The sequence below is a fragment of the Micromonospora sp. M42 genome (genome assembly GCF_000568915.1).
GTDB classification, from domain to species: Bacteria; Actinomycetota; Actinomycetes; order Mycobacteriales; family Micromonosporaceae; genus Micromonospora; species Micromonospora chalcea.
In genome coordinates, this window is sequence record NZ_KK037233.1 from 2,053,194 (window position 1) to 2,067,754 (window position 14,561).

12 protein-coding genes and 1 pseudogene are annotated in these 14,561 nt (G+C 72.9%); 5 read left to right on the top strand and 8 right to left on the bottom strand.

From position 1 onward, the window contains the following. Positions 1-26: 26 nt before the first annotated feature. From MCBG_RS09240 to MCBG_RS09255, 4 genes are read right to left on the bottom strand one after another with little or no spacing between them, the layout of a single operon-like run. Complete coding sequence (locus MCBG_RS09240; RefSeq protein ID WP_043325112.1) at positions 27-632, bottom strand: hypothetical protein; 606 nt, start codon at positions 630-632, stop codon at positions 27-29. Then, entirely contained in the window at positions 629-2,011 is a 1,383-nt protein-coding gene (locus tag MCBG_RS09245; protein ID WP_030499733.1) for a glycosyltransferase, read from the bottom strand. The genes MCBG_RS09240 and MCBG_RS09245 overlap by 4 nt, the downstream gene beginning before the upstream one ends. Further along, positions 2,008-2,571 carry a hypothetical protein gene (locus tag MCBG_RS09250; protein ID WP_051611092.1) on the bottom strand — a complete coding sequence of 188 codons (564 nt, stop codon included), beginning with the start codon at positions 2,569-2,571 and terminating at the stop codon, positions 2,008-2,010. Before MCBG_RS09250 ends, MCBG_RS09245 begins: the two co-directional genes overlap by 4 nt. A gap of 28 nt (positions 2,572-2,599) precedes the next feature. Next, a complete protein-coding gene (locus MCBG_RS09255) occupies positions 2,600-3,814 on the bottom strand; it encodes a glycosyltransferase (RefSeq protein ID WP_223201138.1) in 1,215 nt (404 codons plus the stop codon). Positions 3,815-3,933: 119 nt separating this feature from the next. On the opposite strand from MCBG_RS09255, the gene MCBG_RS09260 reads away from it, so the two are divergent. After that, positions 3,934-5,574 (top strand): glycosyltransferase, encoded by a 1,641-nt coding sequence (locus tag MCBG_RS09260; RefSeq protein ID WP_051611094.1) that lies wholly within the window; start codon positions 3,934-3,936, stop codon positions 5,572-5,574. Between the two features lie 41 nt (positions 5,575-5,615). On the opposite strand, the gene MCBG_RS09265 is transcribed toward MCBG_RS09260, so the two are convergent. The 3 genes from MCBG_RS09265 to MCBG_RS09275 all read right to left on the bottom strand — a co-directional run bounded on the left by MCBG_RS09265 (position 5,616) and on the right by MCBG_RS09275 (position 8,604). After that, complete coding sequence (locus MCBG_RS09265; RefSeq protein WP_043325113.1) at positions 5,616-6,659, bottom strand: Gfo/Idh/MocA family protein; 1,044 nt, start codon at positions 6,657-6,659, stop codon at positions 5,616-5,618. Positions 6,660-6,715: 56 nt separating this feature from the next. After that, positions 6,716-7,822: a DegT/DnrJ/EryC1/StrS family aminotransferase gene (locus MCBG_RS09270; protein ID WP_043325114.1), complete on the bottom strand. Its 1,107-nt coding sequence runs from the start codon at positions 7,820-7,822 to the stop codon at positions 6,716-6,718. 149 nt (positions 7,823-7,971) lie between these two features. Then, positions 7,972-8,604, bottom strand: a complete 633-nt coding sequence (locus tag MCBG_RS09275; protein ID WP_043325115.1) for a TetR/AcrR family transcriptional regulator — start codon at positions 8,602-8,604, stop codon at positions 7,972-7,974. A gap of 154 nt (positions 8,605-8,758) precedes the next feature. Between MCBG_RS09275 and MCBG_RS09280 the strand changes: the two genes are divergently transcribed. From MCBG_RS09280 to MCBG_RS35135, 4 genes and pseudogenes are all read left to right on the top strand, one after another. Further along, entirely contained in the window at positions 8,759-9,661 is a 903-nt protein-coding gene (locus tag MCBG_RS09280) for an ABC transporter permease (protein ID WP_043325116.1), read from the top strand. Next, positions 9,654-10,454: an ABC transporter ATP-binding protein gene (locus MCBG_RS09285; RefSeq protein WP_030499725.1), complete on the top strand. Its 801-nt coding sequence runs from the start codon at positions 9,654-9,656 to the stop codon at positions 10,452-10,454. Before MCBG_RS09280 ends, MCBG_RS09285 begins: the two co-directional genes overlap by 8 nt. 104 nt (positions 10,455-10,558) lie before the next feature. Beyond that, a complete protein-coding gene (locus tag MCBG_RS09290) occupies positions 10,559-12,058 on the top strand; it encodes a bifunctional cytidylyltransferase/SDR family oxidoreductase (protein WP_043325117.1) in 1,500 nt (499 codons plus the stop codon). Positions 12,059-12,077: 19 nt separating this feature from the next. Next, positions 12,078-13,756, top strand: a pseudogene (locus MCBG_RS35135) (CDP-glycerol glycerophosphotransferase family protein). A gap of 8 nt (positions 13,757-13,764) precedes the next feature. On the opposite strand, the gene MCBG_RS09300 reads toward MCBG_RS35135, so the two are convergent. After that, positions 13,765-14,511, bottom strand: a complete 747-nt coding sequence (locus tag MCBG_RS09300; protein WP_043325118.1) for an alpha/beta fold hydrolase — start codon at positions 14,509-14,511, stop codon at positions 13,765-13,767. Positions 14,512-14,561 lie beyond the last annotated feature (50 nt).

The following is a 14,561-nucleotide window of genomic DNA, read 5'->3' on the forward strand; positions in this document are numbered from 1 at the left end:
CGCTTCACGTGGTGCGGCAGGCGGCGTCAGGCCGCCGCGGTGAGCTGCGCCAACGGGGGCGGGTCGAGCGAGGTGGTGGCGACCACGTTCGGGAAGCGGCGGGCCAGCCGCCAGCCCAGCGTGATGGACAGCGCGTCGGAGGCCACGATCAGGTCGACCGGGTCGCGCTCCAGGTCCAGTTCGGACAGCCGCTTGTCGGCCAGCCGGGACAGCACCAGCGGGCGCACGTTCGAGTACGCCTTCATGAACACTCGCTTGTGGAACGCCCGGCTCAGGCGCTCCTGCCGCCGGCTGAGGCCGCTCGCCGTGCCGCCGCCGGCCAGCCGGCTCAGCCCACGGGCCACTCGCCGGGGTCCGCTGGTGACCACGATCCGTTCGGTACGCAGCAGCGGATGCCGCTTCTCCGCGGCGCCGAGGGTGAACAGCCGCACGTTGGGCCGGCCGGCCAGGTCCGCCCAGTTCGTGTCGCTGAGGACCACCACGTCCAGCCGGGCGCCCTCGTCGAGGAGCCGCTCGGCCAGCGCCACGACCTTCTCGTGCGGTTTGTGGTTGAACGCCAGCAGCAGCGCCCGCGGCGTGCGGGACGCGCCCGCGGTGGACGGCTGGTTGCCGGCTGCGTCGTCGAACGTCACGATGCGATCCTTCCCGCCTCGATCTTGCGCCGCACCATCGAGCGCAGTCTGGCCTCCAGCGGCGCCGTGACCGCCTGCCGGGTGAACGTGTCGGCGTGCGCGCGCGCCTCGGCACGCTGCTTCGCCGACATGTCCCGGGCCGCCTTGCCGGCGGCGATCATCGACTCGGCGATGTCGTGCACGTCGAGGCTCTCCGGGTTGAACCAGAGGGGATAGCCGGCCAGCACGTCCTGCGCGGCGATGCCGGGCGCGTGCACCGAGACGATCGGGCTGCCGCTCGCCATGTACTCGAAGATCTTCCCGGAGGTGACGTACCGCGCGCCGCCGGCCAGGAAGACCAGCACGTCGCTGTCCTGGTAGACCTTGCCGACCTCGGTCTTGGAGACCGGGCCCCGGTAGTGGATGCCGTACTCGGGCAGCGCGTGCCCCTGCTCGCCCTCGACCAGGCCGAGCCGCGCGATGAGGTCGGTCTTGCCCTGCTTGAAGTAGCCGAGGTGACCGTGGATGTTCAGCTCCGCGTCGGCCAGGTCGGGATGCCGCCGGGCGATCTGGAACGCCTCGGCCATCTGCTCCACCGGCTGGGTGCTGTTCATGGTGCCGAGGAAGGAGAAGCGCAGCGGGCGGTCGCGGTCCGACTCGGACGGCGGCGTGGGCGCGTCGAGCTGGGTCAGCAGATCCGGGTCCCAGCCGTTGGGGACCACCATCATCCGGTCCGCGGCGTTCGGGTAGCGGTCGGCGTACCAGGCCAGCAGCGGCTGGTTGACGAAGATCGAGGCGGAGGCGTCGCGCAGGATCCGGCGCTCCCAGCGCCAGGCGGGGTGGCCCGGCTCGTACCCCGGCTCCTCGGTGAACATGTTGAGCGTCCAGGCGTCGCGGTAGTCGACGGCGAACGGCACGCCGGTGGCCTTGTGGATCATCCAGGCGGCGGCGAACGAGGCGAACGGGTTGCCGGTGGCGAGCACCACGTCGAAGCGCCGCCGGGCGTGCATCCGCAGCGCCTTGCGCACCGACGCCAGCGCCCAGGACAGGTAGTGCTCGGGGAAGAACTTCTTCAACCCGAAGTTGTAGAGGTTGCGGGCCAGGATCGGCGACATGCCCCGGAACCGGCCGTAGGCGTGCAGGTCACGTTCCCAGGCGAAGTGGCTGATGTTGGGCCGCTCCACCTGGACCGACGGGTGCACGGTCTCGGCCAGCTGCTCGTCGACCGAGCCGATCACGCGGTGCAGGAACGACAGCGGCGACGCGAAGGCGGTCACGTCCCAACCGTGCTCGGCCAGGTAGTTCGCGGTGGCCCGGGCCCGGTACACGCCGCTGGCCCGCGACGGCGGAAAGTAGAAGGACAGGTACAGGATGCGCGGTCGGCGCGTCGGGCGCGTCATGGATTGTCCCCCTGGGCGGAATCCGGGTCGGGTCGGTTCTGGCCATCGGTCGCCACTCCAGAGTAGTCGTAACTGAAGCAGACTCTCGGGCTCGCGTGACCGCGTCGGCGCTCCAGCAGGCGCACCGCGTACGGCATCGCCACCGGATCGGTGACGACGAGCACATCCACCGTGGGACGCGCGCAGGCCCGGGCGAGAAGCCGGTCACGCTGGTCGCCGCGCATCCGCACGAACGCCCGGTGCGCCGGGTCGGCGAGGCGCCGCTGGAACGCGCGCTCGGCCCGCTTCGACACTTTCCGCAGCGGACCGCGGCCGATGGTCCGCAGCAGCTTGCGGGGCGCCTTGTACAGCGCCGCCTGTTCGACCCGGTCGGCCGGCAGCCGACGTTGCAGGGCGGCCAGGTCGATCACCCGCACGCCGGTGGCGAACGTCTCACGACTCCAGGGGCCCATCTTGTCGACCACCACGGTGGCGGCGCCCCCGTCGGCGATCACCTGGCGGGACTCCTCCACGACCGCGCGCCGCCGGACCGACCCGACGGACAGGAAAAGGACGTGCATCTCACTCCATCAGCTGCGGCGCCCGGCGTCAGACCGCCGGGTCGGCCTCGTCGGAGAACCACAGGCGGCGGTGCGTCTCGGCGACGGCGGCGTAGCCGTACCGGTCGGCGAGCGCCTTACGGGCGTGGGCCGGTTCGAGGTCGTCGGGGAACCGGGACCGCAGCCGCCGGTATCCGGCGACGATCGTCTCCGGGTCGTCTGTCACGTCGATCATCTGACCGGCGGCGTCCTCGATGCCGGCCAGCGTCCGCTCCGGACCGCCGCAGCGGGTGACCAGGACGGGCAGCCCGGCCGCGATGGCCTCGATGACCGCCACCCCGAACGTCTCGCGGCGGCTCGGGTGCACCAGCAGGTCGTGCTCCCGCATCAGCTCCAGCGCCCGCTCGGGCGGGACCGCCCCGGTGAACGTGACCGCGTCGGCCACCCCGAGCTCGGCCGCCCGGGCGGTCAGGCTCGCCAGCAGCGCGCCCTCCCCCACCAGCGTCAGCGTCAGTGCCGGGTCGTCCTGCCGGCACCGCGCGAACGCCTCCAGCAGCAGCGGTACGCCCTTGAGCTCGGAGAGCGCGCCGACGAACAGCCACCGGCGCAGCGCGGTGATCGGCGTCGGACGGGGCCGGTCGAAGGAGATCGGGTTGGCGATCGCGCCGATCCGGTCCGCGTGGTGCGGGAACGCCTCGACCAGCGGGGCCCGGACGCCCTCGCCCACGGCGAGGAAACCGGCGCACCGGTCGAGCACCTCGTCGTACATCTCCCGGCCGCGGGCGGTCTCGAGCACCTTGTCCAGGAAGCTGGCGTGCTCGGTCACGTAGACCCGGGTGTCCGGGCCGGCGTTGCGGATCGCCGCCCAGCCGCTGGGCAGCCCGACGTGGGCGTGCACGACCGGTGCGGTGAGCGGACGGCCGCCGAGGGCCGCGCGCAGCGCCTCGTCGTGCCGGTCGGCGATCTCCGCGTGCCCCAGCCCGCGGGGCACCGGCACCGGGACGTAGACCAGGTCGGCGCCGCCGACGGTCGGGGTGCGGTGCCGGGCGTGGCCGAGCAGGACGCGGTGGGCGTCCTTGACCCGGCGCTCAGCCGCCGGATCGAGGGCGGCCACCCAGGCGTCGCAGTGATAGACGGTCATCCGGTCGGAAACCGGTGCGGTCGCGTCGACCATCGCCTGGACGAACGAGCCGCGGAAGGGCAGTTCGCGGGTCGGGAACCAGGGCGTGAGGACGACGACGTCCCGTGCTGAAGTTGCCGGCACCCGAACCTTCCTCGCCGCAAGTAGGGACCGCGCCACGTTAACATGCACGAACCGCGCTCGCCGACCACGCGGGTCGGCGTTGCGGCGCCAGCCTCCGCGATCGGAAGGACCCAGCCCAGATGGGCAGCAAGCTCGCAGCCGGCGTGCTCCGTCGCGTCACCGCTCCCCGGGTGGTGCGTCACCGCGCGGCGGCCCGTCTGATCCACGGCCTGGCGGCCGCGCCGCTGCTGCCGGCCGGCGCGCGGTCGTCGCTGGCCCGCCGCCTGCGCGCCGGCATGGTCCGGGCCGGCTGGCCGGCGGCGGAGTCCCGGGCCGCGCTGGTCGCGGTGGCCGGTGGCGTGGGCCCGGCCGCCCGTGCCGACCTGCTCGCGCAGGAGGCCGCCGACGAGATCGCCGAGGGACGCACCCCGGCCCACCTGACTGCCGCCGTCGAGGCCGACCTGGCCGAGGCGGACCGGGCGTACGCCCGGGGTGACGGCGAGGCGGCGGCCCGGCGGCTGCACCGGGTGCTGCACACCCAGTTCCACCGGGTGATCCACTTCGACCAGCTCGACTCGCCGCTGGCGGACGATCCGGCGGCGTTCCTCGCGCCGCTGCACGGCAGCGCCGTGGGTCGGGCGCTGCTGACGCCGCGCGGCCGCCGGCAGCCGGCCGCGCCGCCGCCGACGGACCGGCCGCAACGGGTGCTGCTGCTGCTCAACGGAAGCGCGCACTTCGTGCAGGCGATCCGGGAGCGCTACGCCGCCCACCCCGATGTGGAGCTGCGTTACGTGCGGCTGGACGACGACCCGGTGGCCGGGCCGCTGATCCGGCAGTCCAGGCGCATGACCGCCGAGGCGCTGCTGCGCGACACCGAGTACGGCAGGCAGGTCGAGGCCTGGCTGCGCCCGCACCTGGACTGGGCCGACACGGTGTTCGTCGACTGGGCCGTGGCGACCGCTGTGATGGTCGGCCTGGTCGACCCCGGCGACACCCGGGTGGTGGTCCGGCTGCACAGCTACGAGGCGTTCGGCAGGTGGCCGAACCTGATCGACTTCAGCCGGGTGGACGACGTCGTCTTCGTCTCCGAGCACCTGCGTGACTTCACGCTCCGGGTGGCGCCCGGGCTCACCGGCGCGCACGCGCCGCGTACCCACGTGTTGTGCAACGCGATGGACCTGGCCCCGTTCGCGCGGCCGAAGGACTCCGCGGCCCGGTTCACGCTCGGCCTGGTGGGCACCAGCGCGGTCGCCAAGGACCCGCGGTGGGCGATCGAGGTGCTGCGGCTGCTGCGCGCCGCCGACGAGCGGTACCGCCTGCTGCTGGTCGGCGGGAGCATCGACACCGGGATGAGCCGGGCGGCGCGCGACTACGCGGCGGCGCTGGAGACGGAGCTGGCCGAGCTGGCGCCCTCCGGCGCGGTGACCCGGCTCGGCCACACCGACGACGTGCCGGGTGTGCTGACCGGCATCGGCGTGGTGCTCAGCAGCTCGGTGCGGGAGAGCTTCCACTGTGCCGTGGTGGAGGGCGCCGCGAGCGGCGCGGTGCCGGTGGTGCGGGACTGGCCGTTCTTCGCCGATGGGGAACACGGCGCGCGTACCGTCTTCCCGGCCGACTGGGTGGTCGCGACGCCGGCCGAGGCCGCCGCCCGCGTCCGTGCGGTCACCGCGGACGAGCAGGTCTGGCGGGCCGCCGGCGAGGCCGCGGCCAAGCACGCCTCGGCCACCTGGGACTGGTCGGTGAACGCACCGGGCTTCGACCGTCTGCTGGGGATCGACTGACCGGGCCGGCCGGGCGTCGGTGACGCCCGGCCGGGCCGGTGTCAGGCCGGGGTCGGCTGCAGGCCGCGCCCGTCCCGGTCGGCGGCGGCCGGGCCCACGGCCACGGTACGGCCGTCGGACGCGGACTCCAGCAGGGCGGCGGCGACCTGGACGGTACGCAGGCCCTGCCGCAGGGTGACGATGTCGCTCTGCTTGCCCTCCACCGCGTCGCGGAACCGCTCGTGCTCGACCAGCAGCGGCTCCCGCTTCGGGATGGCGTAACGGACCATGTCGCCCTCGGCCACGCCGCGGAACGCGCGCAGCGCCTCCCACTCGGTGTCGATGGCGGCGTTGGCGTAGAAGGTGAGGTCGGCGGTGAGCGTGTCGGCCACGAAGCAGCCCTTGTCGCCGGTGACGACGGTGGACCGCTCCTTGAGCGGGCTCAGCCAGTTGACCAGGTGGTTGACCATGGTGCCGTCGGCGAGCTGGCCGACGACGGCGACCATGTCCTCGTGCAGCCGGCCGCTGCGCGAGACCGTGCGGGCGGAGACCGAGGTGTACTCCTGGCCGGTCACCCACGCGGTGAGGTCGATGTCGTGGGTGGCCAGGTCCATCACCACGCCGACGTCGGCGATCCGGTGCGGGAACGGGCCCTGGCGCCGGGTGACGACCTGGAACACCTCGCCCAGCTCCCCGGCCTCCAGGCGGGTGCGCAGGCTCTGCAGCGCCGGGTTGTAGCGCTCGATGTGGCCGACGCCGGCGACCAGGCCGGCGGCCTCGAACGCCTCGACCAGCCGGGTCGCCGCGTCGACGGACTGCGCGAGGGGCTTCTCGATCAGCGCGCAGACGCCGTTGGCGGCCAGCTCCATGCCGATCGGCTCGTGCAGCGCCGTCGGGCAGGCCACCACCGCGTAGTCGACGCCGAGGGCGAGCAGGTCGCTCAGCTCGGGTACGACGGGCGCGCGCAGCGTCCCGGTCACGTCGCCGGCCGGGTCGACCACGCCGACCAGCTCGACGCCGTCGAGGTTGGACAGCACCCGGGCGTGGTTGCGCCCCATGGCGCCGAGGCCGATCAGACCGGCGCGCAGCTTGCGACCTTCACTCACTGAGCTGTCCTTCGTTCGCGACTGCGGGGCTCGCAAACCCGACTCACTCCTCGCGCTCACCGGGCACCGCCGGCCAGGTTCGCGCCCTCGGCGATCCGCTCCAGGTCGGCCTGGCTCAGCGACGGGTGCACCGGCAGCGAGACGACCTCGGCGGCGGCCCGCTCGGTCTCCGGCAGGTCCCACGCGCCCGGCTTGCCGTCCACGAGGTACGGCTTGAGCCGGTGGATCGGGGTCGGGTAGTAGACCGCGTTGCCGATGCCCAGCTCGGTGAGGCGGGCCTGGGCGGCGTCCCGGTTGCCGGTGACGCGCACGGTGTACTGGTGGTAGACGTGCCGGGCGCCGTCGGCGACCGGAGGGGTGACCATGCCGGTGATCGCCGAGTCGAGGAACTTGGCGTTGGCGCGGCGCTGCTCGGTCCACTCGCCGAGCTGGGTGAGCTGCACCCGGCCGATGGCGGCGGCCACGTCCGTCATCCGCATGTTGGCGCCGACGATCTCGTTGGCGTACCGCTGCTCCATGCCCTGGTTGCGCAGCAGCCGCAGGGTACGGGCCAGCTCGGCGTCGGCGGTGCTGATCATGCCGCCCTCCAGGGCGTGCATGTTCTTCGTCGGGTAGAAGCTGAAGCAGCCGGCGGTGCCGAAGGCGCCGACCGGGGTGCCGTTCAGCTCGGCGCCGTGCGCCTGCGCGGCGTCCTCGACCACAGCGAGGCCGTGCTGCTGCGCGATCGTCATGATCCGGTCCATCGCGGCCGGGTGGCCGTAGAGGTGTACCGGCATGATCGCGACGGTCTTCGGCGTGACGGCGGCGGCGACCGCCTCCGGGTCGACGCAGAAGCTGCCCGGCTCGATGTCCACGAAGACCGGCTCGGCGCCGACCAGCCGCACCGCGTTGGCGCTCGCGGCGAAGGAGAACGAGGGCACGATGATCTCGTCGCCCGGGCCGAAGCCGAGCGCCATCAGCGTCAGCTGCAGCGCGGAGGTGCCGGAGTTGACGGCGACGCAGTGCCGGCCGCCGACCAGGTCGCCGAACTCCTCCTCGAACGCCGCGACCTCGGGGCCCTGCACGACCCGGCCGCTCCGCAGCACCCGGACGGCCGCCTCGATCTCGGCCTCGCCGATGATCGGCCGTGCGGGGGGAATGAACTCTGGATGCGGCCCGGCCATGGGGCTTCCTCCTGTCGACACGTGGTTCATGGGAGACATTTCGGGGGATGCTACCGCTCTGTCAGGAAAACAATCGGGTCGCGCTGATTGTCCGACTGGATGTGACGTTCTGTTCATGATCGACGACGGCCCTCCGGGGGCGACCCGGGTCAGACTTCCACCTCGTCGCGCACAGGCCCCACGCATGCTACCCGCAGGGCGGCGACGATCGCGGCCGCCATCCGGGGCACCTCGGCGGGCTCCAGCGGGGCCCGGGAGATCGCCATCCGCCAGTACACCGGCCCCACGATGAGATCGACGGCGGCACGCCGGTCGGTGTCCGGGGACAGCTCGCCGCGCTCGACCGCCCGGCCGATCAGGATCCGCCCCACCGCCTGCTGGTAGTCGTCCAGGGCGGCCTGCAGCTTCTCCGCGATCTGCGGGTTGCGGGCCGCCTCGGCCAGCAGGTCCGGGATGATCTGCGCGGCCAGCCGGTGACGCAGCGCACGCGCCATCACGTGCAGCAGGATCTCCAGGTCACCGAGCAGGCTGCCGGTGTCCAGCAGCGGGATGTTGCGGCCCGCCACGGCGGAGACCATGTCCAGCACCAGGTCGAGCTTGGACCGCCAGCGGCGGTAGATGGCGGTCTTGCTCACACCGGCCCGGCGGGCCACCGCCTCGATGGAGAGGCGACCGTAGCCGACCTCGGCCAACTCCTGCATCACGGCGGTACGGATGGCGCTGGTGATCTCCCCGCGCAGCACCGCCGCGCCGGCCGGGGCACGCCTCTTCTCGGTCGTCACGTGGAACAATGTAGCGCAACGACGGTACGGTTGCGTCCCGACGTTCGGTGGACTACCTTCCATGCAGCAGCGAGGCGGCTCCTCCCCGCCGGGCCACGCTGGATCTGTTCACCGCACTGCTCCCCATCAGCACGAAAGATCGGAGCGCCTGATCATGGCCAACACCGCGGTGGCCGACCCCGAATCCGGACTGAGCCGGGCCGAACTGGCCCGGCGGTACGGGTTGCGGGTCGCCGGGGAACGACCACCACTGGGCGAGTACACCCGCCGGTTGTGGGCGTACCGGCACTTCATGACCGCGTACTCGCGGGCGAAGGTCGCGTCCTCGCTGAGCAACACCCAGCTCGGGCAGCTCTGGCAGGTGCTGACACCGCTCACCAACGCGGCGGTCTACTTCCTGATCTTCGGCGTGATCCTGTCGCAGAACCGGAACGTGTCGAACTTCATCGCGTACCTGTGCACCGGCGTGTTCATCTTCATGTTCACCCAGACCGCGGTGTCGAACGGCACCAGCGCGATCACCGGCAACCTGGGCCTGATCCGGGCGCTCCAGTTCCCCCGGGCCGCGCTGCCGATCACGGTCACGCTGGTGCAGCTCCAGCAGCTGCTCATGTCGATGGTGGTGCTGGGCGCGATCGTGCTGTTCACCGGCGAGCCGGTGACCTGGCGCTGGCTGCTGCTCGCCCCGACGCTGCTGCTCCAGACGGTCTTCAACATCGGCCTCACCATGATCATGGCCCGGATCGGCTCCAAGATCACCGACCTCAAGCAGATCATGCCGTTCGTGATGCGCACCTGGCTGTACGCCTCCGGCGTGCTCTACCCGGTGGCGCTGTTCCGCCAGCACCTGCCGCACTGGGCCGCGAGCCTCCTGGAGTGGAACCCGCCGCTGGTCTTCATCGAGCTGGCCCGCTTCTCGCTGCTCAACTCCCACCAGCCCGATCTGGTCAGCTCGCCGCCGAAGCTCTGGGCGCTGGGCCTGTTCTGGGCGGTCGTCATGGGCATCGGCGGGTTCGTCTACTTCTGGCGCGGAGAGAAGGAGTACGGCCGTGGCTGAGCAGACCCTGCCGCTGAACGCCGGTCCCGTGATCGACTCGGGTCGCGTGCCCACAGTCGTGGTGGACGACGTGCACGTGATCTACCGGATCCACAAGGGCGCGAGCGGCGGCACCACACCGGTCTCCGCGCTCAAGCGGATCGTCTCGCGCACCAAGGCGCCGAACATCCGCGAGGTGCACGCGGTCAAGGGCGTGAGCTTCACCGCGTACCAGGGTGAGGCGATCGGCCTGATCGGCAGCAACGGCTCCGGCAAGTCGACGCTGCTGCGGGCCATCGCCGGGCTGCTCCCGCCGGCCCGCGGCGCGGTCTACACCCAGGGCCAGCCGTCCCTGCTGGGCGTCAACGCCGCGCTGCTCAACGACCTGTCCGGCGAGCGCAACGTGGTGCTCGGCTGCCTCGCCATGGGCATGCAACCGGACCAGGTCAAGAAGATCGCCCCGGAGATCATCGAGTTCTCCGGCATCAACGAGCGCGGCGACTTCGCCTCGCTGCCGATGCGCACGTACTCCTCCGGCATGGGCGCCCGGCTGCGCTTCGCCATCTCGTCGGCGAAGAAGCACGACGTGCTGCTCATCGACGAGGCGCTGGCCACCGGTGACCGCAAGTTCCGGGTCCGCAGCGAACAGCGGGTCCGCGAGCTGCGCGACAGCGCCGGCACCGTGTTCCTGGTCAGCCACTCCATCGGCTCGATCCGGGACACCTGCGAGCGGACCATCTGGCTGGAGGGCGGCGTCCTGAGGATGGACGGCCCCACCAAGGAGGTCTGCGACGCGTACGAGGGCCAGAAGTAGCCCGCCGGAGCGCACCGGTCCCGGGATCGCCCGGATCGGTGCGCTCCGCCGTCCGCGTTAAGGTTTTCGGATCCATCCCCTTTCACCCAGAGTGAGGTACGGCAATGACGCAGGACCACACCACCGCACCGGACGCCGCGCCGGCGAGCCCGGCACCCTGGCGACCCGCGCGTACGGTGGCCGTGATCCTCGCTGGGGGGACCGGCACGCGCCTCGGGCTGGGCATCCCGAAGCAGCTCCTCAAGATCGCCGGTAAGCCGATCATCGAGCACACCCTGGCCGTCTTCGAGGCCGCGCCGGAGATCGACGAGATCATCGTGCTGATGGCCACCGGTCACGTCGACGACGCGCGGCGCATCGTCGCCGACGCCGGCTTCCGCAAGGTCACCAAGGTGATCGAGGGCGGCGAGACCCGCAACGACACCACCCGGATCGCGCTCGACGCGGTCGGCGAGGGCGACGTCAACATCCTCTTCCACGACGCGGTACGCCCGCTGGTCAGCGCCCGGATCGTGCGCGAGTGCGTGAACGCGCTCTGGACGTACTCGGCCGTCGACGTGGCCATCCCGTCCGCCGACACGATCATCCAGGTCGACGCGGACGACTGCATCACCGACATCCCGGTCCGCTCCCGGCTGCGCCGCGGCCAGACCCCGCAGGCGTTCCGCTCCGGCACCATCCGCGAGGCGTACCGCCGTGCCGAGGGCGACCCCGACTTCGCCGCCACCGACGACTGCGGCGTGGTGCTGCGCTACCTGCCCGGCACGCCGATCAAGGTGATCGACGGCTCGGACGAGAACATCAAGGTCACCCACCCGGTCGACGTGCACCTGGCCGACAAGCTGTTCCAGCTCGCCGCCGCCCAGGCGCCCCGGCTGACCCACCGCGGCTACGCCGAGGAGCTGACCGGCCGGACCATCGTGGTCTTCGGCGGCAGCTACGGCATCGGCCACGACCTCGCCGAGCTGGCCCGCGGCTACGGCGCGCAGGTCTTCCCGTTCAGCCGCTCCACCACCGGCACCCACGTCGAGCGCGCCGAGGACGTCACCGCCGCGCTGAAGACCGCGTTCGAGGCCACCGGCCGGATCGACCACGTGGTGGTCACCGCCGGCATCCTGGAGAAGGGCGCGCTCGCCGAGATGGACTCCGAGACGATGGACCGTCTCCTGCACGTCAACTTCGTCGGCCCGGTCACCATCGCGCGCCAGTCGCTGCCGTACCTGCAGCAGACCAAGGGCCAGCTGCTGCTCTACACGTCCAGCTCGTACACCCGGGGCCGGGCCCGCTACGCGCTCTACTCGGCCACCAAGGCCGCGCTGGTCAACCTCACCCAGGCGCTCGCCGACGAGTGGGCCGAGTTCGGCGTACGGGTCAACTGCGTCAACCCGGAGCGCACCGCCACCCCGATGCGGACGCGGGCGTTCGGCGAGGAGCCGGAGCACACGCTGCTCTCCTCCGAGGCGGTCGCGCAGGCGTCCCTGGACGTGCTGATCTCCGAACTGACCGGCCAGGTGGTCGACGTGCGCCGGTCCCCCGGCGAGCAGGTCGCCGCCGTACCGGCGCAGCCCGGCGCCGACCGGTCCGAGCTGTCCACCGGCGCCTGAGACCGACGGGACGTGCCAGATGCGTGGTGACCTGGTCCGCAAGCTGCTCGCCCGAGTACTGACCACCGGGCTGGCGGTGCTGGCCTTCCTCGTCGTGGCGCTCACCGGCGCCACCGGCTGGGGCCTGGCCCTGGCCGTCGCGGCGCTCGCCGCCACCGCCTGGGAACGCCGGGTCCGGCCGTCCGCCGACGGTCTCGCCGAGACGGTGCTCGTCGCCGCCGGCATCCTCGTCGGCTACGCCCGGCGCCTCGACGACGGCTTCGACCCGGCCCTCGCGGCCACCGCGCTGGTCCTGCTCGGCCTGGTGCTGCTGGTCGGCCCGCTGCGGCAGGCCGGCGCGCTGGAGATCCGGGCGGCGAACCTTCCGGTACGCACGTGGACGCCGCTGGTCGCCGCCCGGCTCGGTGACGCGCTGCTGGTGCTGCTCGCCGTGGTGGCGCTCGCCGCCGCGCTGGCCCTGCCCGCCTTCACGGCGCTCGCCGCCGCGCTGCTCGTCGGCGCCGGCTGCGGGGCGGTCGCGCTCGACCTCGCCCGGCGCCGGTTCCGGCCGCCCGCCGGGCGGGGGCCCGGTCGGCCGCGCGCTGCCGCCGCCACCAGCCCGAGTTCGTGCTGCACTTCTCCGCGCCGCCCGGCTCCGAGTACCAGGTCACCATGTGGCTGCCGTACCTGGAACGGATCGGCCGCCCGTTCATGGTGGTGCTGCGCGAGCCGGAGCTCCTGCCGGCCGTCGCCGCCGCCACCCGCGCCCCGGTGGTCCTCTGCCCCACCCTGAAGGCGCTCGACGAGGCGCTGGTGCCCAGCCTGCGCGTCGCCTTCTACGTCAACCACGGCGCGAAGAACGCCCACCTGATCCGGTTCAACCAGCTCACCCACGTGCAGCTGCACCACGGCGACAGCGACAAGGCCCCGAGCGCCAACCCGGTCTCGGCCATCTTCGACAAGATCTTCGTGGCCGGGCAGGCCGCGATCGACAGGTACGCCCGCGCGGGCGTGGAGATCCCCGCCGACAAGTTCGTCGTGGTCGGCCGGCCCCAGGTCGAAGCCATCGAGGTACGCCGGGAGCCGGTCGCCGCGTCGGCGCACCCGACGGTCCTCTACACCCCGACCTGGACCGGGCACCACGCCGACGCCAACTACTGCTCGCTGCCGGTGGCCGAGACGCTGATCCGCCGGCTGATCGACCGCGGGGCGGCGGTGATCCTGCGCGCCCACCCGTACACCGACAAGAACCCGGCCTCGGCCCGCCAGCTCGCCCGGCTCACCGAGCTGCTCGCCGCCGACCGGGCCAAGACCGGCCGCCCGCACCTGTTCGGCGCCGCCGCGGCCCGCGAGCTGACGCTCACCGAGTGCGTCAACCGCGCCGACGCGCTGGTCTCCGACGTCTCCGGCGTCATCTCCGACTGGCTCTACTCCGGCAAGCCGTACGCGGTCACCGACACCGGCGCCGACGGCGAGCACTTCGTCGAGCGGTTCCCGCTCGCGGCGTCCGGCTACGTGCTGCGGCGCGACATGTCCAACGTGGACCAGGTGATCACCGACCTGCTCGACGCCGACCCGAAGGCCGCGCAGCGCTGGGCGGCGCGCACCCGCTACCTGGGCGACTTCCCCGCCGACGCCTACGCCGAGGCGTTCCTCGCCGCCGCCCGCCGCGAGCTGCAGGCCGACTGGGCGGTCCCGGCGCAGCGCGCCGTCGTGTAGGCCCCGCTCTACAGGTACGCGTCGAGCAGGGCGAGCACGGCGGCCGGGTCCTCGACGTGCGCGTTGTGGCCCAGGCCGGGCAGGGTGGCCACCGGCACGCCCAGCTCCTTGAGCTGCGCGTCGCTCACCATCGGGTCCTGCTCGCCGCGGGCCAGCAGCACCGGCACGCCGGTCGCGGCCAGCAGGGCGGGCAGCCGAGGCTCGCCGACCGCGAACGCGGCCGGGTCCATCGCCAGCCGCCAGCGGCCGTCGACCCGCCGCAGCCCCGCCTCCACCACCGGGTGGTCCGGGGCGAACAGCCCGGCCAGCCCCGAGACGCGCAGGTAGCGGCGGGCCACCTCGTCCCGGGTGGCGAACCAGGTGACCGGCCGGGCGGCCAGTTCGCTCGCCTTCGCCAGCTCGGCCGGGGACCAGACCGCCTTGATGCCGAGCCCCACCACCGCGTCGACCGGAAGAGCCCGCTGCCGGGCCGCGAGCGCCAGCGCCACCACCCCGCCGAGCGAGTGTCCGAGCAGCACCAGCCGGTCGTGCGGGCCCAGCCGGAGCGGACCGAGCCCGTCCGCGACGCGCTGGGCCAGGGCGTCGAACGAGTAGCCGTCGAGCGGCGGCGACCAGCCGTGGCCGGCCAGGTCGGGGGCGAGCCAGCGCCCGGGCCAGCGGCGCTCCAGCAGCGGCGCCCAGGGCAGCCACACTTCGCCGGTGGCGCCCATGCCGTGCAGGAGAATCAGGTGCCGGTTCCCCGTCGCATCGCCCATTGGCGCAGTCTGCCACCGCCCGCCCCGGACACGCGAGACCAAACCCGACC